Origin of the sequence: Streptomyces albiflavescens, from assembly GCF_014645835.1 — a bacterium.
In the GTDB taxonomy this organism is placed as follows: domain Bacteria; phylum Actinomycetota; class Actinomycetes; order Streptomycetales; family Streptomycetaceae; genus Streptomyces; species Streptomyces albiflavescens.
The window spans coordinates 28806-53078 of the sequence record NZ_BMMM01000005.1; the positions used below are offsets into that span (position 1 = coordinate 28806).

The 24273-nt window shown below is 70.5% G+C and carries 27 protein-coding genes; 16 read left to right on the forward strand and 11 right to left on the reverse strand.

Annotated elements, in window-relative coordinates:
* Window positions 1-29 precede the first annotated feature (29 nt).
* The 3 genes from IEY95_RS15110 to IEY95_RS15120 all read left to right on the forward strand — a co-directional run bounded on the left by IEY95_RS15110 (window position 30) and on the right by IEY95_RS15120 (window position 1904).
* Entirely contained in the window at window positions 30-794 is a 765-nt protein-coding gene (locus IEY95_RS15110) for a TetR/AcrR family transcriptional regulator (protein ID WP_189186552.1), read from the forward strand.
* 169 nt (window positions 795-963) lie between these two features.
* Window positions 964-1425: a pyridoxamine 5'-phosphate oxidase family protein gene (locus tag IEY95_RS15115; RefSeq protein ID WP_189186553.1), complete on the forward strand. Its 462-nt coding sequence runs from the start codon at window positions 964-966 to the stop codon at window positions 1423-1425.
* Window positions 1426-1508: 83 nt separating this feature from the next.
* Entirely contained in the window at window positions 1509-1904 is a 396-nt protein-coding gene (locus IEY95_RS15120) for a VOC family protein (RefSeq protein ID WP_189186554.1), read from the forward strand.
* A 64-nt stretch (window positions 1905-1968) separates the two neighbouring features.
* On the opposite strand, the gene IEY95_RS15125 is transcribed toward IEY95_RS15120, so the two are convergent.
* The gene (locus IEY95_RS15125; RefSeq protein ID WP_189186555.1) at window positions 1969-2274 is read right to left on the reverse strand and encodes a DUF4235 domain-containing protein; all 306 of its coding nucleotides are present in this window, start codon (window positions 2272-2274) and stop codon (window positions 1969-1971) included.
* 217 nt (window positions 2275-2491) lie between these two features.
* On the opposite strand from IEY95_RS15125, the gene IEY95_RS15130 reads away from it, so the two are divergent.
* Window positions 2492-3487 (forward strand): cation diffusion facilitator family transporter, encoded by a 996-nt coding sequence (locus tag IEY95_RS15130; protein ID WP_229702965.1) that lies wholly within the window; start codon window positions 2492-2494, stop codon window positions 3485-3487.
* A 160-nt stretch (window positions 3488-3647) separates the two neighbouring features.
* Here IEY95_RS15130 and IEY95_RS15135 read toward each other — a convergent pair whose 3' ends face one another.
* Both IEY95_RS15135 and IEY95_RS15140 read right to left on the reverse strand, forming a co-directional pair.
* Window positions 3648-4280 carry a LuxR C-terminal-related transcriptional regulator gene (locus IEY95_RS15135; protein WP_189186557.1) on the reverse strand — a complete coding sequence of 211 codons (633 nt, stop codon included), beginning with the start codon at window positions 4278-4280 and terminating at the stop codon, window positions 3648-3650.
* A complete protein-coding gene (locus IEY95_RS15140) occupies window positions 4268-6265 on the reverse strand; it encodes a sensor histidine kinase (protein WP_189186558.1) in 1998 nt (665 codons plus the stop codon). Before IEY95_RS15140 ends, IEY95_RS15135 begins: the two co-directional genes overlap by 13 nt.
* A 142-nt stretch (window positions 6266-6407) precedes the next feature.
* Between IEY95_RS15140 and IEY95_RS15145 the strand changes: the two genes are divergently transcribed.
* The gene (locus tag IEY95_RS15145) at window positions 6408-7097 is read left to right on the forward strand and encodes a DUF4386 family protein (protein ID WP_189186559.1); all 690 of its coding nucleotides are present in this window, start codon (window positions 6408-6410) and stop codon (window positions 7095-7097) included.
* A gap of 79 nt (window positions 7098-7176) precedes the next feature.
* Here IEY95_RS15145 and IEY95_RS15150 read toward each other — a convergent pair whose 3' ends face one another.
* Window positions 7177-7620, reverse strand: a complete 444-nt coding sequence (locus IEY95_RS15150) for a nitroreductase family deazaflavin-dependent oxidoreductase (RefSeq protein ID WP_189186560.1) — start codon at window positions 7618-7620, stop codon at window positions 7177-7179.
* Window positions 7621-7783: 163 nt separating this feature from the next.
* Window positions 7784-8416, reverse strand: coding sequence for a LysE family transporter (locus tag IEY95_RS15155; protein ID WP_189186561.1), 633 nt, complete (start codon window positions 8414-8416; stop codon window positions 7784-7786).
* 357 nt (window positions 8417-8773) lie between these two features.
* On the opposite strand from IEY95_RS15155, the gene IEY95_RS15160 reads away from it, so the two are divergent.
* Window positions 8774-9991: a cytochrome P450 gene (locus tag IEY95_RS15160; protein ID WP_189186562.1), complete on the forward strand. Its 1218-nt coding sequence runs from the start codon at window positions 8774-8776 to the stop codon at window positions 9989-9991.
* A gap of 18 nt (window positions 9992-10009) precedes the next feature.
* Window positions 10010-10204, forward strand: coding sequence for a ferredoxin (locus IEY95_RS15165; protein WP_189186921.1), 195 nt, complete (start codon window positions 10010-10012; stop codon window positions 10202-10204).
* A 119-nt stretch (window positions 10205-10323) separates the two neighbouring features.
* On the opposite strand, the gene IEY95_RS15170 is transcribed toward IEY95_RS15165, so the two are convergent.
* The gene (locus tag IEY95_RS15170; protein WP_189186965.1) at window positions 10324-10461 is read right to left on the reverse strand and encodes a hypothetical protein; all 138 of its coding nucleotides are present in this window, start codon (window positions 10459-10461) and stop codon (window positions 10324-10326) included.
* Window positions 10462-10524: 63 nt separating this feature from the next.
* Here IEY95_RS15170 and IEY95_RS15175 point away from each other — a divergent pair, with 63 nt between their 5' ends.
* A complete protein-coding gene (locus IEY95_RS15175; protein ID WP_189186563.1) occupies window positions 10525-11064 on the forward strand; it encodes a flavoprotein in 540 nt (179 codons plus the stop codon).
* On the opposite strand, the gene IEY95_RS15180 is transcribed toward IEY95_RS15175, so the two are convergent.
* Window positions 11042-12712 carry a phospholipid carrier-dependent glycosyltransferase gene (locus tag IEY95_RS15180; RefSeq protein WP_189186564.1) on the reverse strand — a complete coding sequence of 557 codons (1671 nt, stop codon included), beginning with the start codon at window positions 12710-12712 and terminating at the stop codon, window positions 11042-11044. The genes IEY95_RS15175 and IEY95_RS15180 overlap by 23 nt on opposite strands.
* Window positions 12713-12957: 245 nt before the next feature.
* Entirely contained in the window at window positions 12958-15915 is a 2958-nt protein-coding gene (locus tag IEY95_RS15185) for an AfsR/SARP family transcriptional regulator (RefSeq protein ID WP_229702967.1), read from the reverse strand.
* A gap of 83 nt (window positions 15916-15998) precedes the next feature.
* Here IEY95_RS15185 and IEY95_RS15190 point away from each other — a divergent pair, with 83 nt between their 5' ends.
* The 4 genes from IEY95_RS15190 to IEY95_RS15205 all read left to right on the forward strand — a co-directional run bounded on the left by IEY95_RS15190 (window position 15999) and on the right by IEY95_RS15205 (window position 18240).
* The gene (locus IEY95_RS15190) at window positions 15999-16382 is read left to right on the forward strand and encodes a hypothetical protein (protein WP_189186565.1); all 384 of its coding nucleotides are present in this window, start codon (window positions 15999-16001) and stop codon (window positions 16380-16382) included.
* A 51-nt stretch (window positions 16383-16433) separates the two neighbouring features.
* Window positions 16434-16754, forward strand: a complete 321-nt coding sequence (locus tag IEY95_RS15195) for a hypothetical protein (protein WP_189186566.1) — start codon at window positions 16434-16436, stop codon at window positions 16752-16754.
* A 221-nt stretch (window positions 16755-16975) separates the two neighbouring features.
* Complete coding sequence (locus IEY95_RS15200; RefSeq protein WP_189186567.1) at window positions 16976-17527, forward strand: SigE family RNA polymerase sigma factor; 552 nt, start codon at window positions 16976-16978, stop codon at window positions 17525-17527.
* The gene (locus IEY95_RS15205; protein ID WP_189186568.1) at window positions 17524-18240 is read left to right on the forward strand and encodes a SecDF P1 head subdomain-containing protein; all 717 of its coding nucleotides are present in this window, start codon (window positions 17524-17526) and stop codon (window positions 18238-18240) included. The genes IEY95_RS15200 and IEY95_RS15205 overlap by 4 nt, the downstream gene beginning before the upstream one ends.
* Window positions 18241-18353: 113 nt before the next feature.
* Here IEY95_RS15205 and IEY95_RS15210 read toward each other — a convergent pair whose 3' ends face one another.
* Entirely contained in the window at window positions 18354-19085 is a 732-nt protein-coding gene (locus IEY95_RS15210; RefSeq protein WP_189186569.1) for a TioE family transcriptional regulator, read from the reverse strand.
* Window positions 19086-19154: 69 nt separating this feature from the next.
* Between IEY95_RS15210 and IEY95_RS15215 the strand changes: the two genes are divergently transcribed.
* On the forward strand, window positions 19155-20357 hold the full coding sequence (locus tag IEY95_RS15215) for an erythromycin esterase family protein (protein WP_189186570.1): 1203 nt from the start codon (window positions 19155-19157) through the stop codon (window positions 20355-20357).
* Here the strand turns inward: IEY95_RS15215 and IEY95_RS15220 are convergent.
* Window positions 20354-21016: a hypothetical protein gene (locus IEY95_RS15220; RefSeq protein WP_189186571.1), complete on the reverse strand. Its 663-nt coding sequence runs from the start codon at window positions 21014-21016 to the stop codon at window positions 20354-20356. The two genes, IEY95_RS15215 and IEY95_RS15220, sit on opposite strands and share 4 nt — an antisense overlap.
* A 554-nt stretch (window positions 21017-21570) precedes the next feature.
* Here IEY95_RS15220 and IEY95_RS15225 point away from each other — a divergent pair.
* From IEY95_RS15225 to IEY95_RS15235, 3 genes are all read left to right on the forward strand, one after another.
* Window positions 21571-22311, forward strand: coding sequence for a hypothetical protein (locus IEY95_RS15225; protein ID WP_189186572.1), 741 nt, complete (start codon window positions 21571-21573; stop codon window positions 22309-22311).
* A 527-nt stretch (window positions 22312-22838) separates the two neighbouring features.
* On the forward strand, window positions 22839-23054 hold the full coding sequence (locus IEY95_RS15230; protein WP_229702968.1) for a hypothetical protein: 216 nt from the start codon (window positions 22839-22841) through the stop codon (window positions 23052-23054).
* A gap of 72 nt (window positions 23055-23126) precedes the next feature.
* Window positions 23127-23564 carry a hypothetical protein gene (locus tag IEY95_RS15235; protein ID WP_189186573.1) on the forward strand — a complete coding sequence of 146 codons (438 nt, stop codon included), beginning with the start codon at window positions 23127-23129 and terminating at the stop codon, window positions 23562-23564.
* A gap of 340 nt (window positions 23565-23904) precedes the next feature.
* Here the strand turns inward: IEY95_RS15235 and IEY95_RS15240 are convergent, their stop codons facing one another.
* Window positions 23905-24225 carry a GYD domain-containing protein gene (locus tag IEY95_RS15240; protein WP_189186574.1) on the reverse strand — a complete coding sequence of 107 codons (321 nt, stop codon included), beginning with the start codon at window positions 24223-24225 and terminating at the stop codon, window positions 23905-23907.
* Window positions 24226-24273: the final 48 nt, after the last annotated feature.

Consider the following 24273-nt stretch of genomic DNA (forward strand, 5'->3'; position numbering starts at 1 on the left):
ATAAGGTGCCCGCACCGGAGGGAGAGCCCATGACGTCCACGAACGACCGAGTCGTCCCGCCCGCCGCACGTCGGCGCAGGCGCCCCACCAAGAAGGGCGTCGTACTCTCCGCGGAACTGATCGTCGAGACGGCGCTGCGGCTGCTCAAGGAGCACGGCGCCGACGCCCTCACCGTCCGCCGCCTGGGCCTCGCCCTCGGCGCCGACCCCAGCGCCCTGTACAGGTACTTCCGCGACACCGACGACCTGCTGCTCGCCATCGCCGACGAACTCATCGGCCGCACGCTGCGCACCTGGCACCCCACCGGGGACTGGCGCGCCGACCTGCGGGACCTCGGCCTGCGGATGCACTCCGGGTCCCTCGCGCATCCGCAGGCCGCGGTGCTCAGCTCCTACCGCGTGACGGGCCGGGTCCACGAGATCGGGGCCGTCGAGACGATCCTCGGCGTCCTGCGCGGCGCGGGCTTCCCCGACCCCGAGGCCGTACGGATCTACCACGCGTTCGTCGACCAGGCGCTGGCCTTCGCGGCGCTCGACGCGGCGAGCATCGCCCTGCCCCGGGCCGCGCGCGAGGCGGAGGCGGGCGTGTGGCGGGCGACGTACGCCCGGCTGCCCGCCGACACACACCCGCACATCGCGGCGACGGCCCGCCATCTGATGGCGGACATGCGACGCAGCGCGTATCCGGCGGCGCTGGACATGCTGCTGACCGCGGCGGCGGCGCGGCTGGAGGAGATCACGCAACACGGGAACGCGGAGACGCTCCCGGGGAGAACATCCGGCACGTCACACTGAGGAGCGCTCAGACGTCATCCCCATGGAACTGTCCGTACGACATCCACCGTCATCCCCGTGGACCTGTCCGTACGACATCCACCGTCATCCGCGTGGACCTGTCCGTACGACGGCCACCGTCAACCCCGCGGACCTGTCCGTACGACGGCCATCAGGAGGCTGCCCGACGATGAACCCGCCCGCCCGCACCCCGAAGCAGCGCAAGCTGGACACGCTCAACCGGCTGGAGAACGACGAGGACGCGTGGGTGTCCACGGCCGACGGCGACGGAGGACCTCCGTATCTGATTCCGCTGTCGTTCCTCTGGGACGGCGTGACGCTGCTGCTGGCCACCCCGGCCGCCAGTCCGACCGGCCGGAACCTGCGGACGACCGGCAAGGCGCGCCTCGGCATCGGCCCGACCCGCGACGTGGTCATCGTCGAGGGCACCGCAGAGACGCTGGAACCGGCCGAGCTGCTGGAGGGAGTCGGCGACGCCTTCGCCGAGAAGACCGGCTTCGACCCGCGCCAACTCACCACCGAATACCTCTACTTCCGCATCACCCCGCGGCGCGTACAGGCCTGGCGTGAGGCCAACGAGCTCTCCGGACGCGACCTCATGCGCGACGGCGCGTGGGTGGTGGCCGACTGAATTCGCCGGACGGGGTACCCGGGAGCACGGGTCAGTCGGCGGCAGGAGGCCGCCCGCGCCCGGGAACCCCTACGGAGGACCACATGCCATCGGTCACGGCAGGCGTCGTGGTGCTGGACTGTACCGAGCCCGAGAAGCTCGCCACCTTCTACAAAGAACTGCTCGAAGCCGAGGAGACGGACGCGACCGCCAACCGCGTGGAGATCAAGGGCGCCGACGGCATACGGATGGCGTTCCGCCGCGATGTGACGGCGACGCCGCCGAGCTGGCCTCGCCCCGAGAACGCCTTCCAGGTCCACCTGGACTTCCATGTGGCGGACCTGGACGAGGCGGAGCGCCGGGTCGTCGGTCTCGGCGGGCGCCCGCTCGACACCAAGGACGCGGCCGGCCCGTACGAGGAACGGGGCTATGCCGATCCGGCCGGGCACTCCTTCACGCTGCGCCGGGCGGTGCGCCCGACAGCGCCCAAGCAGGGCTGACTTCCCGCGGGGCCTCACTCTTGGCCACGGATGAGGCCTCAGTCCCGCCCGTCCCTGGGGGCCCTCAGTTCCGGCCGTCCTTGTCCGAGGACGGCCACACGCCCGTGGAGCGCTCGACGGCCTTCGCACCCGTGCGGTCCACCGCGCTGCGGACGACCGCGAAGATCGCTCCCTGGAGGGCGGCGGCGAGCAGCACCTCGCCCCAGCCGCGGTCCTGGTCCAGCGCGTCCGGTGCGTCCTCCTCGTGACGTATCGCCTTCCAGGTCTGCTGGAAGGCGAGCCCCGCGAGGGCGCCGCCCGCCCAGCTCAGCACGAAGCCCAGAGGCTTGTAGGCGAGGGGGAGCTTGAGCTTCTTCCGCTTCTGGGACACCTGGTCTCCTTTGCCTCTCCGGTCGAGGATGCCCCGCGCCGGAACCTCCGCACCCCCGGCACCGTCCGCACGCGGTCGCGTCGACGGTGTCACCGAATCCGGTCGTCCGGTAGAGGTCGAGGGCGTACGCCCCACAGCACCGGGTGCCCGGGTGGGCGTGCCCCGATTCCCGCCGTGTCCCCGGTGTGAGGGGGTCGGGCCCGGGAAACCGGCCGGTGTGGGCAACGACTCGACGGACCGGCCGAACCGTTCGGACCGCAAGACCCGCGTCACCGTGCTGGTGGCCCTGGGCGCCAACCTGCTGATCGCCGTGGCCAAGGCGGTCGGCGGCCTGGTCGCGGGCTCGCCCGCGCTGCTCTCGGAGGCGGCGCACTCCGTGGCCGACAGCATGAACGAGGTGTTCCTGCTGGCCGCTCTGCGGCGTAGCCGCCGCCCCGCCGACCGACGGCATCCGTTCGGTTACGGCAAGGAACGGTTCTTCTGGTCGCTGCTCGCGGCCGTCGGCATCTTCGTGATGGGCGGATGCTTCTCCTTCTTCCAGGGCTTCGAGGCCCTCAGGAACGGCGCCGAGGAGTCGTTCCACGGCTACGTGGCGGGGCTCGTCGTCCTCGCGGTGGCCTTCCTCGCCGAAGGCGCCTCGCTGGTGCGCGCGCTCCACCAGGTGCACCAGCAGGGCGGGACGAGCGGCATGCGGGATCCCGCGCTGCGTACGGTCGTCGCCGAGGACGGCACGGCGGTGCTCGGCGTGACTCTCGCGGGCATCGGCATGGTGCTGCACATGGTCACGGGCCAGGTTGTCTGGGAGGCCTCCGCCTCCCTCGCCATCGGGGTGCTGCTCGTGTACGTCGCCTACCGGCTGGGCCGTGGCGCCCGCGATCAGCTGATCGGGCAGGCCGCCGACGAGGAGCAGAGCCGCAGGATCCGCGCCCTGCTGGAGGCGCAGCCCGAGATCGACAGCGTGGAGGCGCTGCTGACGATGCAGCTGGGACTCGATTCGACCCTGGTGGCCGCCCGCATCGACCTTGTCCCGGGGCTGGACAGCGAGGAGGTCGAAGACGTCGCCGTCCGCATCAAGCGCTCCGTCGCCCACAGCGTCCAGGAGGCCGACCAGATCTTCCTCGACGTCACCGACGCACGAACGGCGCGAGCTGCCGCGGCGGGCGACCCGGCAGGGGGCAGCCCCGCCGCGACGGGGGAGCGCGGCGGGGCCTGACGCTCGTGTGCCCGGGGGGCGACAGATCATGCGCATCGAGTCCGAGGAAATTTCGGCGGCCTGGAATCCGCATGACCGGCGGCTCGGGAACCCCGCGTGGTGGGAAACGACGGCGGTTGGGAACCCGCACGCCGTGCGTGCGCCTGTGGCAGCTCGGCCCTCACCCCGTGAGATACGCCAGCACCGCCAGCACCCGCCGATTGTGCTCCTCGCCCGTCGCGAGCCCGAGTTTCGCCATGATCGAGCCGACATGCGTCTCCACGGTCCGCTCGGTGAGCCACAGCCGCCGTGCGATGCCCAGGTTGGTGCGTCCCTCGGCCATCAGCCCGAGCACCTCCGACTCACGGGCGGTGAGGGAGGCGAGGGGATCCCGGTGCGCGCCGAGCATCCGGGAGACCACCTCGGGGTCGAGGGCGGAGCCGCCGGCCGCGACGCGCCGCAGTGCGTCCAGGAAGTCCTCGACGTCGAAGACACGGTCCTTCAGGAGATAGCCGAACCGTCCCTGCGCGACCAACTCCACCGCGTTGCGGGTCTCGATGTGCTGCGAGAGGAGCACGATGCCCAGCTCGGGAAAGTCGTCCCGCACATGCCGCGCGGCCCGCGCCCCGTCGTCCGTCAGGTCCGGCGGCATCCGGATGTCGATGACGGCCAGATCGGGCCGCGCCCCGGCCACGGCGGCCACCAGCGAGGGAGCGTCCCCCGCCCGCCCGACGATCTCGTGCCCCGCGTCCGCGAGCAACCGCGCGAGCCCTTCCCGGAAGAGCGCCGAGTCCTCGCCGATCACGATACGCATGGCAGCACCGCCTCCACGGTCGTCCCGGCACCGACCCCACTGGTGATGTGCAGCCGCCCGCCCAGCGCGGCCACCCGGTCGGTCAGGCCCGAAAGCCCGGAGCCCGCACGGGGGTTGGCACCGCCACGCCCGTCGTCACGCACGGTCACCCGCAACGCGCCGTCCCCGTCCTCGCGTACGACGACTCCGATGCTCTCGGCCTCGGCGTGCTTCACCGCGTTGGTCACGGCCTCGCTCGCCACGAAGTACGCGGTCGTCGCGACCTCGTCGGGCAGCGCCTGTCCTGCGAGCCGCCAGTCCAGCCGCACCGGCGCCCGCGCAGCGAGCGCCTCCAGCGCGGGGCCCAGTCCGTCGTCCAGCGAGCTGGGCCGCAGGCCGTGCGCCAGCTCGCGCAACTCCGCCACAGCGGTACCGAGTTCGGCCACAGCCTGGTCGAGCAGGCCGTCCACGTCGACCGTGCCGTCGTCGAGGTGACGCTGTGCGAGCCGAAGCGCCATGCCGAGCGTGACGAGCCGTGACTGGGCCCCGTCGTGCAAGTCCCGTTCCAGGCGCCGCCGTTCGCGGTACCCGGCGCGCAGCAGTCGGCTCCGGCTGGCCTCCACCTCGCCGAGCGCGCCCGCGAGTTCGGCCCGCAGTCGTACCGTCTCGACGAGCGAGGCACAGGCGGTGGCGACCTCGCGCGGACACGGCCCGTCGATCACGCCGATGACCCTTCCCCAGCCTCCGGCCGGGGCGACTCCCGTCTCGCCGTGCTCGGCGGCGCGGACTTCGAGGCCCGCCGTGACCCGCACGCCGTCGGAATCCCTGAACTCGGTTCCGCCCGGCAGCAGATAGCCCACCCGCAGCCCGGGGGCGCGCAGCGCGTCCCGCAGGACCTCCTCCAACTCCTCGGGGCGCGACCGACCTTCGTGCACCGAACGCTCCAGCGCTCGTACGGCGGCCAGTGCGGCCTGACGTACGGGATAGAAGCGCCGGTCCACCCGACGCCGTACCCGGTTCTTGACCGGGACCAGCACCGCGGCGACCAGCGCGGTCACGGCGGACGCCAGGACCGCGCTGCCCCGGCCCAACGCCAGACCCCCGGAGGCGGCGGCCGCACTGTACACGGCGAGCAGCCCCGCCGTGACCACGGCCCAGGTGACCACCGCGCTGGTGGCGCGGTCGACGTCGTACAGGTCGTGCCGCAGGATCGCCAGCGCGGTCAGCGACGGCACGCCGAGATAGAGGGCGACGAGCCCCAGCCAGATGAAGACCCCGACCTCGCCGAACAGCAGGTAGTCCGTCCAGCAGGACAACAGCGTGCCCGGCAGTGCGACAGCGCCGAGGGCGAACCACTTCACCTGGGACCGCTGCACCGGTTCGGCCGTGCGGTAGCGGCGTCGCATCACCAGCATCGAGGCGACGAGCAGCAGCATGAGCAGCCCGAGCGAGGCGTACGCCACCCACATCAGCGATGGGGGCATCGTCGGCAGCGGGTGCCCGAAGTCCTCGAAGGGCGGGTCGTACGGGGTGGGGTCGAGCGCGGCGAGCACGTCGAAGACGAGCGGGTCGATCAGGACTCCGTACAGCACCAGGCGCGGGAAGCGGCCGGCCGGCAGATGTCCGTCCGGGAAGACCAGCACGAGGAGCATGACCGGCACGTACCACAACGTCCAGAGCCCGGCGCCGAGTTGATGGACCACCTCGGCGCCGGGCAGGAGTCGCGAGCGGTCTGCGCTCACCTGGTCGTAGGTGTCGCTGAGCATGATCAGCGGGGGTACGAGGCCGATGAGCGTGAGCAGGAAGCCGACCGGGTTGGCGGGGCGGCGGCCGGAGACGAACAGGCCGAGGCCGGTGGAGAAGGCCCCCACCAGAGCTGCTCCGACGACGGTGAGCACGTCCCCGGCGGCGGGGGCCGGAGCCAGGAACAGCAGCGCGCAGCCCCCTGCGGCCACGAGCGCCGTCGACGACGCGGTGACCAGGGAGAGTCGGCGGGGCCAGGGCATGCGCTCACGGTAGGACCGGAGGGCGGGCGTCGGTATCCGTACTGACACGCAGGATCTGCCCGTGGCAGCTCCGATGCGGCGCCGACCCCCGTCACGCGACAGTGCGGTGACGCGCCATCACGTCCGACATCGGGAGAGCGCCATGACCGCCCACACGACCACCGCAGAACGCCCCGCGTACATCCTGCCCTCGCCCCGACTGCGGCCCTTCGCCACGCTCGCCCTGGTCGCGGTCGTCGTCGGACAGGTGATGAACTTCCTGCTCACCTGGCTGGCGCCGGGCGGCGACCCCAGTGACGGCAACTCGTACGACAAGGTCGCCGACAACCGGGGAGCCTTCTGGACGCTCTACGCCTATGGAGGTGTGGGCATCGCCGTGTTCACCGTCGGCCTCGCGGTCGCCGTCTGCATCCTGGTGCGCGAACGCGGTGTCCTACTCGCCCGGATCGGCTCCGTGGTCGCGGTGCTCTCGGGGGTGTTCCTGGCCGCGGGGCTCGCCTCGATCGCCGCCGTCTACTCGTACGCGACCGACACCGCCGCCCTGAACGAGTCGGCCGGACGCGCCTTCGTGCGGTACGTCAATGCCCACGACGGCCAAGTCATGGCCCTGGTGGCCCCTGGCGCACTGGCCACCCTTGTGGCGACGCTGCTCATCACCGTGGCCCTGCTGCGTTCGCGCGTGCTCCCGTGGTGGATCTCGGTGCTGTTCCTCGTCGGCGGTCCGCTGGGCTTCGTCTTCTCGTCGGGGACGTCGGGAGCGGTGGCGGCGCTGCCGGGCGCGGTGTCGGCGATCCTGATCGCCGCACACGCGTGGCGGCGCACTGCCGCCTGACCAGGGGGAGGGGCCCGCACCGGCTCGGGGGGCCGGTGCGGGTCACCGCCGTGCGTGCGTGCCCGTCAGTCGGCCGGTGTCAGCCGGTCGACTCCAGTACGAAGACGGGGATCTCCCGGTCGGTCTTCTTCTGGTAATCGGCGTACGGGGGATACGCGGCGACCGCGCGCTCCCACCACAGGGCCTTCTCCTCGCCGGTGATCTCACGAGCCGTCAGCTCATGGTGCGTGGGGCCGTCCTGGAGCTCCACGCGCGGGTCGGACTTGACGTTGAAGTACCAGACCGGGTGCTTGGGGGCTCCGCCCAGGGAGGCGACCACCGCGTACTGGCCCTCGTGCTCGACGCGCATCAGCGGGGTCTTGCGGATCTTGCCGCTCCTGGCACCGCGGGTCGTGAGAATGATGACGGGCAGGCCCGTGTCCATCAGGGTCGTCCCCTTGGTGCCGCCGGAGCTCTCGTACAGCTCCACCTGTTCCCGCACCCACTGCGTCGGGCTGGGTTCGTACTCGCCCTCAAGAGGCATGACTTCCGTCCCATCGTCGCGTCGTAATGGCCGTGTCTCGGCACGATTCAACACCAGTGCGGACCCGAATCATCCGCACCACCGCCTCTCGTGTGCTCGCGTCCGGAGGGCGCGTGCGGCACGCCCACCGGCGTCGACACAGGCGCCACCGACAGATGCTCCGTCATTGCGGGCCGACCAGCATCCGTACGGCCAGCACCGTGATCACGACGCTCGACACGAGCGCCGTCACCAGCTGTCCCCGGCGCCCCGTCAGGGCACGACCGAGCAGGGCGCCGCCCCCGGCGAGCAGGGTTTGCCAGCTCGCGGACGCGACGAACGCGGCCAGGACGAACACCCCCTGCTCCAAGGGGCGCACCGCCTCGGCGGTACGGCTGCCGAGCACCAGCGCGGCGAAGTAGATCACCGTGGTGGGGTTGAGCAGGGTGATCCCCAGCAGGGTCAGATACGCGCGCGACGGGCGCAACGGATCCGGTCCGGAGCGGGCGGAGAGACGCCGCTCGCGGTACTGGCGGAACGCGGAGACCGCGCCCCGTGTCGCCAGCGCGGCCAGCACCAGCCCCGAGGCCCAGCGCAGCGGGAGCAGGACTGGCTGCAGAGCGGCCGCGAGCGCGGCACCGCCCAGTGTGGCGACCAGGGCGTACAGCCCGTCGGCGGTCGCGACGCCCAGCGCGGCGGACACGCCGATCCGCAGGGATGTACGAGCGGTGAGGGAGACGAGGTAGGTCGCGACCGCTCCGACGGGCATGGCGATGCCAAAGCCCGCGAGAAGCCCCGCGACGAGCGCGGCGGTCACGACCGGGGAAGCGTAGGCCTCCGCGGTCGGCCGGGCTGCTGCTGGACCCGCACCGGACGAGCGGCGGCGGAAGTCAGCGGCAGGAAGGCATCGATCGTGGACATGGTCAGATCCTGGTGCCACGGGATTTGCCCACGCAAGCGAATTACCGGGGAGTTACCCTTGAGGAAATCAAGCCATGCGTGCGCCACCAGGGCGACGACACGCATGGGAAACCCGAGGAACTCGGCGGCGGTCCCCCCACGCTTCGGCCAGATCGCGCGTCCGGCGCATCTGGCCGACATTTATGTGGCCGCGTAGGTGCCTGGGGCATCTAATGAAGATCGGCAAGAGGGAACCAGCGCTTGCGAGGTCACCATGACAGAGCCCCTCACGACTGAACCCCCCACCACGGAACCGATTGCCTTCCCCCAGGACCGTACGTGTCCCTACCACCCGCCCACCGCGTATGACCCCCTGCGCGAGGCGCGCCCGCTCTCGCGGATCTCCCTGTTCGACGGGCGCGCCGTGTGGGTGGTCACCGGTCACGCCACCGCCCGCGAACTCCTCGCCGACCCGCGACTCTCGTCGGACCGCACCCTGCCCGCCTTCCCGGCGCCCACGGAGCGGTTCGCGGCGGTCCGCAACCGCCGCGTTGCGCTGCTGGGACTCGACGACCCCGAGCACCACACCCAACGCCGGATGCTGGTCCCGAGCTTCACCGTCAAGCGAGTCGCCACCCTGCGCCCGCGCATCCAGGAGACCGTCGACCGGCTCCTCGACCGGATGGCGGAGCACGGCCCGCCGGCAGACCTGGTGGACGCCTTCGCGCTGCCCGTGCCCTCCATGGTGATCTGCGCCCTGCTCGGTGTCCCGTACGCCGACCACGACTTCTTCGAGGAGAAGTCCCGCAAACTGCTGCGCGGCCCCACAGCGGCCGACATCGAGAACGCGCGCGACGAGCTGGACGCGTACTTCGACGCGTTGATCGAACGCAGGCAGCGCGAGCCGGGCAACGGGCTCCTCGACGAGCTCATCCACGATCAGCTGCGCGAGGGCACGGTGGATCGGGAGGAACTGATCTCGCTGGCCACGATCCTGCTCGTCGCCGGGCACGAGACGACGGCGAACATGATCTCGCTCGGCACGTTCACCCTGCTGAGGCACCCGGAACAGCTGGCCGAGCTACGTGCCGAGCCGACGCTGATGCCCGCCGCCGTCGAGGAGCTGCTGCGCTTCCTCTCCATCGCGGACGGGCTGCTGCGGGTCGCCACCGAGGACATCGAGGTGGCCGGGAAGACGATCCACGCCGACGAGGGAGTGATCTTCTCGACCTCCGTCATCAACCGCGACGGGCACACCTTCCCCGAACCGGACGCCCTGGACTGGCACCGCTCGGCCCGCCAGCACATCGCGTTCGGCTTCGGCATCCACCAGTGCCTCGGGCAGAACCTCGCCCGGGCCGAGATGGAGATCGCGCTGCTGTCGCTCTTCGACCGGTTCCCCGGGCTGCGTCTCGCCGCACCGGTCGACGACATCCCCTTCAAACCCGGAGACACGATCCAGGGAATGCTGGAACTTCCTGTGACCTGGTAAGAGGCTGCTGACATGAGCATCCACATCTCCATCGACAAGGACGTCTGCATCGGCGCGGGCCAGTGCGCCCTTACCGCTCCGGGCGTCTTCACCCAGGACGACGACGGATTCAGCGAGCTGCTGCCGGGCCGCGAGGACGGCGGCGGCGACCCGATGGTGCGGGAGGCGGCCCGGGCCTGCCCGGTCGGCGCCATCACCGTTTCCGAGGCCTGAAGGTCGAGCGGGGCCTGAAGGCCGAGCGGGGCCTGACAACGGTGCGGGGCCTGACAGCCCAGCGGGGTCTGAAAACCGTGTGGGGCCGGGCGGCCTGAAGGTCCCGCGAGGCCTCAAGGTCACTTGTCCAGGACAGCGAGGTCGAGCCGGCGCAGGCGCACGGGGTCGGCGATCACTTCGTACGCCGTGATCCGCTCGCCCCCGACCGTGGAGCGCCGGATCCTCGGCCCGCGCCCGGAGTCGGAGTGCGGAGACACGTTCCCGGTGCGGTAGAAGCCCCGCACTCAGCACAAGTCCCGTGTGTTCATTAGGGTTCCCGGGTGAGTGAACACGCCGAAAAGCCCTTCCTCTACGTCGTCGTCTGCGCGGCGGGCATCGCCGAGGACATCAGCAAACTGATCACCGCGGCCCAGGAGCGGGACTGGGAGGTCGGCGTCATCGCCACCCCCCAGGGCCTCGGCTTCATCGACGCGACGGCCGTCGAGGCGCAGACCGGCCACCCGATCCGGTCCGCCTGGCGGTCCCCCGGCGACCCGCGCCCCTTCCCGGCCCCGGACGCGGTGGCCGTCGCACCGGCCACCTTCAACACCGTCAACAAGTGGGCGGCCGGCATATCCGACACCCTGGCCCTGGGAACCCTGTGCGAGGCCCACGGGCTGGGCGTCCCGATCGCCGTACTGCCGTGCGTGAACGAGGCATTGGCGGCCCACCCCGCCTATCGCGCGAGTGTCGAGCGGCTGCGCGGGATGGGCGTCCGGTTCGGTGATCCGTACTCCGGGGAGCCGCAACAGGACGGCGGCCGCTCGGCGTTCCACTGGGAGCGGGTGCTGGACCTGCTCAAGGCCGACGGTAGATCGTGATCGAGTGGCCGACCTCGTCGATGGGCGTGCTGGTGGCGAGCAGCGCCGCCAACCGGTCGTCGGCCTTGGCGACCGAGGTGTCGGACACGACGAGCAACCCGTGCACCTCGCTCGCCGGCTCCTTGCGCGGATCGGCCGCGTCGACGCCGTAGTACGACGGAACACCGGCGCCCTTGTAGACGAGCCAGACCTTCTCGTGCGGGTACCGCCGGTCGAGCCGGTCGGCGAGGCGGCCCAGGTCCTGTCCCCAGTCGACGTTCGAGTCGTGCAGACGCAGATGGGTCCGCGCAGGGCCGCCGAACGCCTCGTTGGAGTACGGCAGGTAGAACGGGTAGGTGAGCAGCGAACTCACGGCGACGAACAGGACCAGGGCCGCCATGACGACGTGCGCCCACCGCCGTCGGAAGGCGATGACACCGGCCGCCGCGACCGCGAGGAACACCGGTACGAACAGGGCGTAGCGCACGCCGAGGTCACGGGAGCCGTGCATCGCCGCGGCCAACAGCACGGCAGGGGGGATCAGAACGTACGGGGCCGCCGCCCGCAACCGAGGGACGGCCACCATCGCGACGGCACCGGCGAGCCACAACGCCAGCATGCCCAGCGGCGTCTTCACCACCAGTGCGGCCGGCAGGTAGTACCAGAGCGAACCGCGGTAGAGCCGACCGAAGAGAAAGCCTTCCCACGTCGCGTTCTCGAAGCCGAACTGGACGCGCATCCCGTCCCGGTACGGCTGCGGGAAGGGCAGCCAGTCGATGAGCAGCCCGCGCAGCCCGTGGACGGCCGGGAGATGCGCGGGCGCCGTCCAGCGCAGCCGCGGGTCGACGGCAAGGTACGTCGCCCACACGACGGCGACGGCCACCAACGCCACACCGGCAGCGGCCGCCGCGCCGAGCCGAATCTTCCTGACCAGGCTGAGGTCGCGCCCGTGCCACACGGACACCACCGCCAGGAGCAGCAGCACCGGAACGGCCGGCAGCGTGCTCATCTTCGTGGCCACCGCCCCGCCCAGCGCCGCGCCGGCCAGCGGCAGATGCAGGAGCGGACGCCGCCGCGCCCGCCACAGCAACCACACCGACGTCAAGAGGAAGCCGGACGCCGGTACATCGAGTGTGGCCAGCGAGCCGTGCGCGATGACGTCGGGCGAGAACGCGTACAGGGCGAGCGCCACCACCCCACCCGCGGAGCCCACGAGTTCACGCGCGAAGGCGAGCACGACCAGGCCGAACAGCAGCGTCAGCACGATCACCGGCAGCCGCGCCCACAGCATCACCCGCCCCGGATCGTTGCCCGACTCGTACAGCAGCCGCCGCCCGAGCGCCGTCTGATCACCCGTGAAGCCGGCGTCCAGATGCGGGTGGGCGAACACCAGCCCGCTCCCGATGATCAGCTTGCCCAGCGGTGGATGCTCGGGGTTGTAGCGCAGACTGTGCTCCTGCACGTACACCACCGCCGTGCCCACGTACACGGGTTCGTCGATCGTCGGCGTCTGCTCGACGGCCGTCGTGACCATCGCGACCGCCATCGCGGCCAGCAGCGCGACCACGGCCACCACGAACACCCACCGCCGGTGCCGCCGAAGCCACTCGAATCGCCTCGACGGCTCCCCGCTGCTCACCGGCACGCGGTCCCCGTGCCTGCTGGCCATGAATGTCGGCATGCCCTTTGTTACGTCCACTCCGTACGAGCCTGCTCATCCGGTGGCACCCGGTTTCGGGTGCGCGTTCATCCGCCGGGTCGGTGTTCCGCCTGCGGCACCGCGAGCCGTGAGAATCCACCTCGTCGACCAGGGGGAGAAGCCAAGAGTACGCACTGTCACAGGGGCGCGGTCGGCGGCGGCGCGGCCGACGCGGCGTGCGAGAGCCTGTCCTCGATCACGGGTGAAGGCCCCGATCACGGGTGAAAGCCCCAGTCGCCAAGAGCACGGTCAGCGCGGTGCGCACGGGCGCTGTGCACGTCGAGCACGGCCTGGAACTGCTCGCTCGCATCGCGGAGGCGGCCTGCCGCCAAGTAGGCGCGGCCCAGGCGGCTACGGATGTCCATTTCCAGCCAGTCGTAGCTGGGGTCGGTGAGCGGGTTCAGCAACTGGTGCTGAAGAAGGGCCTGGTGATGGAGGGCTAGGGCCGCGGTCGCATTTCCCTCGCCTTGTTCTGCCGTGCCGAGCCGGGTCAGGCTGCGCGCGCACAGGAAGATGTCCCCGACCTGTTGGGCGAGTTGGACCGCTTGGCGCAGCAGACTCTCGGCCTCACCGTGGGCGCCGAGGCGGAGGTGGACGTCGGCGGCGCAGCTCAGGACCCTGCCGAGCATGCGGGGTCTGCCGCGCGTCTCGGCGTGGGTACGGGCGTCGGCGAAGCAGGCCAGCGCCTCCTCGTTCCGCCCCCCGTAATAGTGAGCGAGGCCGAGGGTGACGCAGCCCGTCCAGGCGAGCCAGTCGTCATGCAGCCGCCGGGACAGGTCCACCGCCGCGGTGAGATGGGAAATGGCCCGGTCGCCCTCGCCCACACTCAGGGCGAGGGCCCCCAGCCCGGTCAGAGCCCGGGCCTCTTCGCCCGGGTCGCGGCGGCTCCGATTGAGGTCCAGTGCCTCGGTGAGGAAGCTGCGGGCCTGCCTGTACCGGCGTTGGAGTATGCCGGTGTAGCCCAGGCAGTTCCGCAATGCGGCGGCCATCCGCCGGTCGGTGGCCTCGTCCACATGCGCGAGTGCGATTTCCAGGGCCATCTGGGACTCGTGGTAGCGGCCCTGCCGTACGAAGTAGTCACACAGTGCCTCGGCAATCCAGCAGGCGTAGTCGGCTTCGCCGATGGCCGCGGCGTACCCGACGACGTCGACGAGCTCGTTTCCCGCCGCGTCCAGCCAGCTCTCCGCGTCCTGCCAGTCCTCGAAGGGCGCTTCGGCGGGTTGGGGTCCGGTGGGGAACCCGACGGGGCCCCAGTCACTGGTGATCCGCGCCGCGTCCAGGTAGAGACGGAGCGCGGCCGTGCGTGCGGCGACGGCTTCGGCGGTCGCGGCTTCCGCGATGCGTCGTGCGTGCACGCGGACCAGGTCGTGCAACCGGAAACGGCCCGGACGCGGCTCTTGCACCAGACTCGTGTCGACCAGGCTCTCCAGTATCTGCTCGGTGTCGTACGGCGGCCGGCCGAGCATGGTCGCCGGCGTCAGCACGTCGAACTCGACAGTCGGTGCCAGGCCCAGGGCGCGGAAACCGCGCTGCTGTTCGGGAGCGAGCTGGTCGTACGACAGGCGGAAGGCCGCCTCCACGCTGCGATCACCGACGCTCAGTTCGCCGAGCCGGTGCTCATCGCCCGCCATGCGGTCCACCAGGTACTCCACCGTCCAGGTACTTCGGTTCTGCAGCCGCGACCCGGCGATGCGCAGTGCCAGCGGCAGCCCGTCGCACAGCCCGGCCAGCTGATGCGTAGCCTCCGGCTCCTTGCCCGCGCGGTCCTCTCCGATGATGTGCCTGAGCAGGGACACCGCATCGTCGCTCGCCAGGGGTTCCAGGGTGATCCGTCGGTCGGCGTCCAGTTCGGCCAGTCGTCGTCGGCCGGCCACGAGCACCCTGCTTCCCGCTCCCGCGGGCAGCAACGGTCGTATCTGGTCGGCGTCCAGGGCGTCGTCCAGCACGAGGAGCAGCCGTAGCGGGCTGGTTGCCGCGCGCCAGGCGGCGGTGAGTTCATCGAGGTCGCTCGGCAATTCACCTGTGGCCGCGCCGAGTGACCGGAGCAGGCGCTGCAGCGCCTGCTCCGGCGATTGCCGCCGCTGCGTGCTGTGCGCGCGCAGGTCCACGAACAGGCAGCCGTCCGGGTACTGCGCGCTGAGCTCACGGGCCGCGCGCACGACCAGCGCGGTCTTGCCGACTCCGGCCGTGCCGTCCACTGTCACGATCGACACGGATCCGGGTGCGGAAGGCGCGATCAGCTGCGCCAGCTCGGCCCCCCGACCGATCAGGTGGCCGGCGTCTCCCGGCAGGTCATTGACCGCGCGACGGGGAGGGGGCTGGGCGGGAGACGCGGCGGAGCGAGCCGTGGCCCAGGCCGGACCAAGGAGGCGTTCGTCGTCCTGGTGCAACACCGCGTCGTACGTCTGGCGGAGTTCTTCACCGGGATCGACGCCGAGTTCGTCACACAGGCGCTCCCGCATGTCCTGATAGGAGTTCAGGGCTTCTGCCTGGCGTCCGCCGGCGTACAGGGCGCGCATACGCAGTGCCAGCACCGACTCGTTGAGGGGATCGGACGCGGACAGCTCGGCGAGCTCGTCCAGCGTGTCGGCCGACCGGCCGAGCAGAACCAGACACTCGAGCCTTTCCAACCGCAGCGAGAGCCTGCGCTCCAGCAGCCGCTGCCGCTCCGCCTGTGCGCGGCGTCCCGGCAGGCCGGCCAGGGGCTCGCCACGAAACAGGGCGAGCGCCTCGGAGAACCGGTCCATCGCGGTGGTCACGTCGCCGGACACCTTCGCGTGCCGTGCCTCGGCGGCCCGTTCGTCCAGTTCGGTCGCATCGAGCCGGACCCTGTGGCCGACGAAGCGGTACCAGCCCTTGCCGCTGCGGATCACCGACTCCGTCGGCCCGGCACTCGCCACGTCAAGTGCCTTGCGCAGGGGATGAATGTGGCTCGGCAGGACCTTGTGACCCGATGCCGGCAGCTGTCCGTCCCACAGGTCGTCGAGCAACTGCTCATGGCTCACCTGAGTGTCCGCGCGCAGCACCAGCGCGGCGAATACGGCCTGTCGCCGAACCGGCCCCAGGTCCAGCGGCGTTCCGCCACGCCAGGCCCGGAGCGGTCCGAGTAACTCGATCCGAAGCCCCTGAGGAGTTCCCCCGTCCACCGCGAAGCCTCCGTTCCCGTACATCATCGGAATTTCATCAGCATTGCAGCACCTCCGGCCATGGTGACGGACACGAGATTGCACAACCCGCACAACTGAAGGGAGTCCCAGTGACCGAAGTGGAGTTGGTGGCCACCGCGTTTGCCTCAGGGGCGGCGGCCGGACTCACGGACTCCGCGCGCGGAACCGTCCACGACCTCTACGCCGGGCTGAGAGAGGCGGTCCGCCGGAGGCTGGCCGGGGGTGGCGGCAACAGTGGGGGCGGCGGTTACGGCGTACGGGTGCTGGACGCGTACGAGACGGACCCCGACGTGTGGCGGACTCGGCTGCTCCAGGTGCTGACCGGTTCCGGGGTGGAGACGGACGAGGAGATCCTCGCGGCGGCCCGCTCCGTGCTCCGCGCGGAGCGCCGCACGGGGCACATCATCATGGACGCCCGCGGCGCCCAGGGGATGCCGGTCGGGGACAGCAACACACAGCACAACGCGTCGTAGTCCGCCGCGTGTTCCGTGAGACCAGCGTTCGCTCTCGCCTTCCGGTTGCTGATGAGACGTGAGGGCCGCGTCCCCGGATGGATCGCCTACCTGGCTGCCGCCGTGGTGTGGTCGGCTGCCCTCTCGCTCCTGACCTCGATGGTTCTCATGGGCCTGCCTCACGGGTGGGAAACAGCACTCTCCTGGACCGACATCCGGCTGCGCACGACATGGATCGCCGGTGTCCTCGTCCCGGCTGCTGTCGGCACCCACCTCGTGATCCGCCTCTGGCAGCGCCGCCGGCCCCGAATGAGCGGTGGCGACCGCCCTGCGCCCCGAACGAACGGTGGTGACCGCCCCCTGCCCTCCAAGCGTGGTGGCCGGCATCGTTGACCCGGCTGGCGGGTGGCCTGTCGGCCGGCGAGGTGTGGCAGGGGCGGAGCGGGGAGGTCGGGCGGTCGGCCCTCCCGGTCGAGCGACAGGACCAGACCGCATGAACCGCCACGAGGCTCCGCGCGAGGAGCCTGGCAGCGTCGTGATCGAGAAAGTCTGACCGGCAGGGCAGTCGAACCCTCTTCCGTACCCGTCTTTACGGGGGAACGAGGGAGGGCACATTGAATGCCGACGAGGAACGCGAGTTCCGCGAGTTCGTGGCGGCGCGGTCGAGATCGCTGCTGCACACGGCCTACCTGCTGACCGGGGACTGGGAGCAGGGTCGCGACCTGCTCCAGACCGCGCTTGCCTCCACCGCTCGGCGTTGGTCGCAGCTGCGCGACCGGCAGCAGCCGGAGATCTATGTGCGCCGGGCGATCTACCACGCCCAGGTGGACCGTTTCCGACTGCTCAGCTGGGGACGGGAGATGGTCACCGACACCCTGCCGGACCAGCCGTCCGCGCAGGGCGCCGACTGGGCCGACACCGTGGTCCAGCGGCAGGACATCATGGCCGCGCTGCGACGGCTGCCCAAGCGCCAGCGCGCGGTGATCGTGCTGCGCTACTTCGAGGACCGGCCGGACACCGAGATCGCCGCGATTCTGGGTGTCGCCCAGGGGACGGTCCGCAGCCAGACCCACAAGGCCCTCGCCTCCCTCCGCAACTCCTTGGCCGAGCCAGGGCCGTCGGCCGCCTCCTCCTCCACTGCCTCCGGAAGGGGCGTCATCGCATGAACGACTCGACCGAACACCCGCTGCACGAAACGTTGCTGCACGATGCCTTGCACGCCCATGTCCGGGAGAACGGCGGTCATGCCGCCGCTCCCTATCTGGTCGGACTGGCCGACGGCGCGTTGCAGGTCGCCCGGCGGCGGCAGCGGCTGGCCCGCGCCGGGGTCGGCATCGCCGCCGCCGCGGTGGTCGCCACCGCCTGGGTGGCCATCGCGGACGGCGCGACCCAGCACGCGCACGTAGTTCAGCCCGCCGCGGGGGGAGCTGGGAACACCGAGAAGGCGGCCCTGATCTCCATCCTGCCGGTCACCTCGTCCACGGAGCACGCCTGCACCCGTGGTGGCGGCGGCTACACCGTGCACGCGAGCGCGACCCACCCGGCGTTCTGCGTCCACGCCGACCGGGCCAGGGGCATGACCGACGTCCGTGTCACCTCCGCGAAGGCTGAGAAGAGCACCATCGACGGTACCTGGCAGGTCGAGGTGACCCTCAGCCCCGCCGACCGGACCCGTTTCGCCACCCTCACCGGCTCCATCGCCGCGGCCCCGTCCCCGCGCAACGGGTTCGCCATCGTCATCGACGGCAAGCTCTGGGGCAACCCCTTCGTGACCTCCTCGATCACCGGCGGCCGTCTCGAAATCGTCGGGGCCTTCGTCGGGGACCTCACCAGCGCCAGCGCCCACGACCTCGCCCTCCGGCTGGATCCCGGCAGGTGACCCGCATACGCTGTGACCTGCACTGATAGCCGGTGCGCGTCACACATCTGGTGCCCATCGCGCGCCCAGGTGTGTCTGTCATGAGAGTCTCTCTTCGGCTGACGGCCGAAATCTCATCCGCGCTCGCGGAGGTACGCCTCCAGCTCTGCGGCCCCGGTCAGCATCGCCCGCCCGCGGGCGGACAGCCGACCGTGCCAGTCGAACAGTGCGGCCTCCAGCGGCTCCAGCCCGCCGGCCGCCCGCACCTGGGCGATCAGCGGGGCGATCTGCTCCAGCAGGTAGCCGCCCCGCCTGAGCTGGTGGGCCAGCCGGGCGTCCCGTACGTCGGCCTCGTCGTAGACGCGGTACCCGGTCTGCGGGTCGCGGCGCGGGCTCACCAGCCCGGCGCGCTCCCATTTGCGCAGCGTCGCGGGCCGGATGCCGAGCTTCCCTGCCAGCGGCCCGATGAACGTGCCGCCGGGACCGGACACCGCGGCTGGCTCGGGCGCCGTGGTGGGGTCCAGGTCGCGGAGTGCGCTCTCCACGGCCTGGAGGGTCCGCCGGTCCTCGAGGAGCTGGGCGTGGCTCTCGTCGATGAGGCGGAACACCTCATCGACCGCGCCCTGGTTCACGGCCCGCATGATCGACGTCGCCGTCTGGTGGCCGTGGCCGGGGACCAGGGCAAGAAACGCGCGCAGGGCCCCCTCGTGCAGCGAGGTATAGGTGCGGTAGCCGTGGGGTGTGCGACCGGCGGCCGGAAGGATGCCGGCCTCCTCGTAGTTCCTGATCGCCTGCGTGGACAGACCGTGCCCGCGCGCCAGATCAATCGGCCTGAGTCGCTCGCCGTTTTGAAGGTTTCGCCGCATGGAACTGACGATATCGCGGCGATATCGCGGAAAAGTTTCAACCGTAGGTTCAACGATACCGTTGAATGTATGGCTACTGACATCACGGACACCGCCCATGCAGTCGAGGCTGCCGCCGTCATGAGGCTGCTCCGGGCCCGGCCCCGGCTGCTGGCCCTGGGCGAACCCACCCACGGCGAGGACACTCTGCTCGACCTGCGCAACGAGCTCTTCCGGCAGCTCGTCGAGCAGGAGGGCTACCGGACGATCGCGATCGAGAGCGACTGCATGATGGGCCTCGTCGTGGACGACCACGTCACCTCGGGCGTGGGCACCCTCGACGAGGTCATGCAGCAAGGGTTCAGCCACGGCTGGGGCACCTCCGCGGCCAACCGCGAGCTCGTGCGCTGGATGCGGGCCTACAACGAAGGCCGGCCCGCGTCCGAGCGGCTCCGCTTCGCCGGTTTCGACGGCCCGCTGGAGATCACCGGCGCCGCGAGCCCCCGGCAGGCCCTCACCGCACTCCACAGCTACCTCGCGGCCCAGGTGGACACGGACCTGCTCCCCTGCACCGGGGAATCGCTCGACCGCCTGCTTGGCACCGACGACCGGTGGACCAATCCCGCCGCAATGATGGACCCGGCCCAGTCCGTGGGGCAGTCGGCCGAGGCCGGGGAGTTGCGGCTGCTCGCCGACGATCTGGTGGCGCTGCTCGACGCACAGACGCCGCACCTGCTCGCGGAGACCCCGCGGGACGACTGGGACCGGGTGCGCCTGTACGGGCGCACCGCGACCGGCCTGCTGCGCTACCACTACTGGATGGCCGACACCTCACCGGCCCGCATGACGCGGCTGTGCGCGCTGCGGGATGTGATGATGGCTCACAACCTCCTTGCCGTCGCGGCTCGGGGCCCGGCACTCATCCACGCCCACAACTCCCATCTCCAGCGGGAGAAGAGCACGATGCAGATGTGGGAGGGGCCGGTGGAGTGGTGGAGCGCCGGTGCGCTGGTGAGCGCCCAGCTCGGCGAAGAGTACGCCTTCGTGGCCACGGCCCTCGGCACGATCCGGCACCAGGGAGTGGACATCCCGCCCCCGGACACCGTCGAAGGGCTCCTGTACGCGCTCCCGGAGGACCGCTGCGTCATCGACGCCCCGCGGCTGGCCACCGCCCTTGGCGAAACGCGGCCCGCGCCCCGCGTGTCCCCGTATTTCGGCTACTCCCCGCTCGACCCGGCACACCTGGCCGGAAACGACGGGATCGTGTTCGTCAAGGACGTCCCGCAGATCTAGTGCTGGGTTCGGGGTGTTCCGTGCCAGCGCCATGTGGTGAGACGAGGGCGTCCGGGCAGTTCGGTTCGACCGGTGGTCCACAGCAGGGTGGGCCAGGAATCCGTGGATTCCGGTGCGTCCGGAAACAGCCGGGCGAGCACGCGCGCGCACAGATCGGCGGGTGGGCTCCAGGCGAGCCCCAGCCCTTGCGCCAGGTCGTGCGTGTGTACCAGGGTCTCCACGATTCCCATCGCGGCGAAGCCCTCGGGATCGGATATGCCGAAGGCGTGGTGGGCGCGGGTCTGCGGGGGCGTCGTGCGCACCATGGCGACCAGCAGTGCGCCGCTGGCCTCCAGCACCTGCAACAGGCCGGCGGGCCCCGCCTCACGGTTCGCGTGAATGGCGTTCGCCGGGCCGCCGGGGCGTCGGCTCTCCCAGACGAACGGCACCTCGCTGTCCAAGGGCGGTGTTTTGGGACCCAGTTGCGCGGCGTACGCGAAGAGGTCGTCGCTGAGGTGCTCGACGGTCTCCCAGCAGTCCCATTCCAGCGAACCGGCCTTGCCGTCCCACGCGACCGGGGGCGCCTCGCGAAGGGTTGCCACGGCGAGTTGCACGGCAAGGTCGAGGTCGTCCGCGGTGACGGGGGACCGGGAGAAGCCAATCTCGGCTGATCGGGACATGGCAGGACCGTATCGCGGCCGACAGGAGTCACGCCCACCTTTTGATCACGGCCTCGCGCCCTGGGGACAGTGTGCGGTCACCGCACTGGAGACTTCTCTGGGCCGGAGCAGACGGAGGCCCTTCTTTCCTGGCAGCTCGTGAGTGATAAGGATCGGACCCTTGTGAAGGGTCTCCGGCAGATGAGGCCGCAGGCGACGGAGTCGAGGACCTCGTACAGGTCGAAGTGCCCTACTCAGCGGATGACATACCGGGCGACAAGGGATACGACGGCAACCCCAACCGCCGCGAACCGCGCAGGCGCCGCATCCTGCCGATGAGCCGACGGCGGGGCCTCCCGGGCTTACCGGCCATGGGTGGTTTGCCGTCGATCAGGGCCAGAGTCTGCGTGACGTCTATTCGCGCAGGCCCGTGACCAGTCCAGCGCATCGGCTGGAAAACGTGCTGAGTTCAGCAGGGATTCGACACGACGCCAGGTGCGCCCCGGCAATCGGATCCCGAGGCGAGTTGGCGGGCGCCGGGTCTCGGACGAAACCCCGGCTCTACGATTCCGCGTATGAGCAAGTTCTTCGTCACGGTGTGCCTGCCGTCGACCAAGCCACGGAAGCTTCCGGAAGCGATAGCGGCCGTCATGGCGCCGTACGACGCCAACCTCACCGACGACTGGAACCCGGTCGGCCAGTGGGACTGGTGGGTCATCCACTCCGCTGCGGAGAGCCCCTACCTCGCTCTGCCCGCGCACGACGGCGACCGCAGGCTCGTCACGGCCTCCACCGTCCCCCGCAGGAAGGCCGAGCTCGATGCCCTCGGGCCGCTGGAATGCTATGGCGGACCTCGGAGCCTGCTCGATTTCGACGCTATGCGGCGGCGAGCGGCGACACAGCATGACGCCAGGCTCGCCGCCTGGGAGGAACTGACCGCGCTGCATCCGCCGGCCCGCCCGCTGTCCGACTTCGTCGCCCGCCACGAGTCCGATCCCGGTGGCTACTCCCTGGCAGACGCCAAGAGAGAGCATCTGGCCCAGCCGCTGGTGCAGGACGTGGCGCAGCGGGCCGTCTCGGGCGAACCGCACTTCGACATGTCGTTCCTGCTCAATGACCCGGTCGCGTACTTCGCGCAGGAGCACGAGGAGGCTCGACGGTCGTCGGTCCAGTGCGCCGTGCCCGGCTTTGCCCTGGTCACCCTCGACGGCGTGTGGACGGACGCGGACAGCGACGGCTACTGGGCGCAGGCCAACGACTATCTCGACGGCCTGCCTGCCGAAGCCGTCGTCGTCGACCTGCTCTGTCACTACTGATTACCGGGGGCCGCGATGCGTGGCTGCCTGCCGCCCCGACAACCGGATGAGGGTGCACGGGTACACCCTCATCCGGTGTCGTTGAGGTCAGTCATGGATGCCACGGACCTTCTGCTGGTGCGTCCCTGCCAGACTTCGTCGAAGAGCTGAGTTGGTCCAGAGTCCTCAACTTGGGCAGCTGCGATCATTCGCGGCCTGTCAGGGTGTTGACCTCGGTGAACGACCGTGAGCTATTTGCTGAGGATATTCACAAGAGCCACGAAGACGCCCACGCCGAAGACGGCGACGACAACGAACCCTGCTACCACCAACGAACAACACAAGGCGACCGCCACCATGAGCCGCGCTCGCCCCACGGCCCGCTGATACTGGGTGTCTTCGTCCCAGTCCTGATCAACCACGTCGCCCCCCTGCCACGCACTGTACAGAGCGGTCTATGGAGCGAATCAGGTGCGGGCACCGTTCGGCGCCCTCTGCGAGAATGCCGCGATGGCGACGCTGGTCGCGGGGCGGGTGAAGGAAACGGCGTGGTTCTTCGTGGAGTGCTCGAACTGCTCGCGGGGAGTGTCTTGATCGTGGTGGCCTGCAACTACCGCAACCTCGCCTCGTGGGTGTGGGGCTGGTGGGACGTGGTCAGTGATCCCGGGAAGTTCCGGTGGAAGACCCCTGAGCGCATGAGGATCGCGTTCGGGATCGCGGGCGTCGTGATTGCTGTGGTGGGTCTCGCGACCGTGACTCGCTGAGGTGCGGTCTTGGTCCAGCGACGAGGCCCGGCGCCAAGTGGTCCGCAGCCTCTGCCCCAGGCTGGGCAACGCATGGTTGTTGCCGACCCCAAGGCCACGGCGCGGCCCGATGACGCGCAGCATCAGGCGGCGAAGCACTCCGAGTTCCAAGGTTCTCGCGTGGGGGAGTTCGTGGTGGGGATGTTGCTCGGCGTCCTGTTCGCGGCGCTGAGTGTGGGCTTGCCGCGCGAAGCCCGGCGCGTGCAGGGCATCCGCCTACCTGGCATACGAACGGCAGGTCTCGTGGTCGGCATCTGGGAAACGACGGACGGCGATGACGATGACGATGCGCAGCCCTACCCTCAGGTTCGCTACACGCTGCCGGCTGTCGGGAAAGTCGTCGGTGAGAGTGGCTCGCACGCGATTCGATGCCCCTTGTGCGAGGGCGAGGGTGTGGAGCTCCTGAACCGACCGGAGTTGCTGGGGTTGCTGTACTCCCGCGCTGTACCGCATGACGCCAGGCCGAATTGACGTTGCCAACCGAGGGCTCGGCCGGGAGTGGGGCCTGGCCATCGCGGCAGACTGGGGCGCCGACACGCACCCCGCATGGGGAAGCAGCGGATCCACCCAGTTTCAGGGTCACTATCACGACGCTGCCCAGGGCCATCTGGATTTCGTGCCCTACATCGACGACGGACCGGAGCAGTATCTACGCGGCTACGTCTTCTGGCTCGACCAGCGCCGCGCGCCTCGCTCCGGTGAGGCGCTGACGGGCCTCTAGCTGGACTGGCAAGCGGCAGCTGATCACCGAGGAAAGTAATCCGATCCGGACCTCGACAATCGCGCTACGTCTCGCGCACAACGTGCGTGTTTACATGCCGGGGGCGCGGAAGGCGACCTGCCGGCGGGCGGCCTCGTCGATCTCGTCGAGGGTGAGAAGAGGGGTGGCCCGGGTGTGGAGGGCGCCGCTGGCCTTGACGGTGAGGCTCACGGCGGCCATGGAGACCGGGTCGGGAAAGTCGACGATGAGGATGATGTCGTCCGCTCCGAAGGCGAAGTACATGGCTTCGACCTTGCCGCCGAGGCCGGTGACGACTTGGTCGACGGCGCTGCGGCGGCCACTCGCGCCTTCCTTGAGCAGCCCCTTGGTGCCCTCGGGCGTGTACGTGGCCTGGATGAGGAATTTCGGCATCGGGACGCTCCCTGCCCATCGCTTGTCCGGTATGCACAATGGGCTTCC

Bases quoted from the DNA above. Each gene is read 5' to 3' on its own strand.
- IEY95_RS15110 (WP_189186552.1), top strand. From the start codon at position 30: ATGACGTCCACGAACGACCGAGTCGTCCCGCCCGCCGCACGTCGGCGC.
- IEY95_RS15115 (WP_189186553.1), top strand. From the start codon at position 964: ATGAACCCGCCCGCCCGCACCCCGAAGCAGCGCAAGCTGGACACGCTC.
- IEY95_RS15120 (WP_189186554.1), top strand. From the start codon at position 1,509: ATGCCATCGGTCACGGCAGGCGTCGTGGTGCTGGACTGTACCGAGCCC.
- IEY95_RS15135 (WP_189186557.1), bottom strand. From the start codon at position 4,280: ATGCGTATCGTGATCGGCGAGGACTCGGCGCTCTTCCGGGAAGGGCTC.
- IEY95_RS15140 (WP_189186558.1), bottom strand. From the start codon at position 6,265: ATGCCCTGGCCCCGCCGACTCTCCCTGGTCACCGCGTCGTCGACGGCG.
- IEY95_RS15145 (WP_189186559.1), top strand. From the start codon at position 6,408: ATGACCGCCCACACGACCACCGCAGAACGCCCCGCGTACATCCTGCCC.
- IEY95_RS15150 (WP_189186560.1), bottom strand. From the start codon at position 7,620: ATGCCTCTTGAGGGCGAGTACGAACCCAGCCCGACGCAGTGGGTGCGG.
- IEY95_RS15160 (WP_189186562.1), top strand. From the start codon at position 8,774: ATGACAGAGCCCCTCACGACTGAACCCCCCACCACGGAACCGATTGCC.
- IEY95_RS15180 (WP_189186564.1), bottom strand. From the start codon at position 12,712: ATGGCCAGCAGGCACGGGGACCGCGTGCCGGTGAGCAGCGGGGAGCCG.
- IEY95_RS15185 (WP_229702967.1), bottom strand. From the start codon at position 15,915: ATGATGTACGGGAACGGAGGCTTCGCGGTGGACGGGGGAACTCCTCAG.
- IEY95_RS15195 (WP_189186566.1), top strand. From the start codon at position 16,434: ATGAGACGTGAGGGCCGCGTCCCCGGATGGATCGCCTACCTGGCTGCC.
- IEY95_RS15205 (WP_189186568.1), top strand. From the start codon at position 17,524: ATGAACGACTCGACCGAACACCCGCTGCACGAAACGTTGCTGCACGAT.
- IEY95_RS15210 (WP_189186569.1), bottom strand. From the start codon at position 19,085: ATGCGGCGAAACCTTCAAAACGGCGAGCGACTCAGGCCGATTGATCTG.
- IEY95_RS15215 (WP_189186570.1), top strand. From the start codon at position 19,155: ATGGCTACTGACATCACGGACACCGCCCATGCAGTCGAGGCTGCCGCC.
- IEY95_RS15220 (WP_189186571.1), bottom strand. From the start codon at position 21,016: ATGTCCCGATCAGCCGAGATTGGCTTCTCCCGGTCCCCCGTCACCGCG.
- IEY95_RS15225 (WP_189186572.1), top strand. From the start codon at position 21,571: ATGAGCAAGTTCTTCGTCACGGTGTGCCTGCCGTCGACCAAGCCACGG.
- IEY95_RS15235 (WP_189186573.1), top strand. From the start codon at position 23,127: ATGGTTGTTGCCGACCCCAAGGCCACGGCGCGGCCCGATGACGCGCAG.
- IEY95_RS15240 (WP_189186574.1), bottom strand. From the start codon at position 24,225: ATGCCGAAATTCCTCATCCAGGCCACGTACACGCCCGAGGGCACCAAG.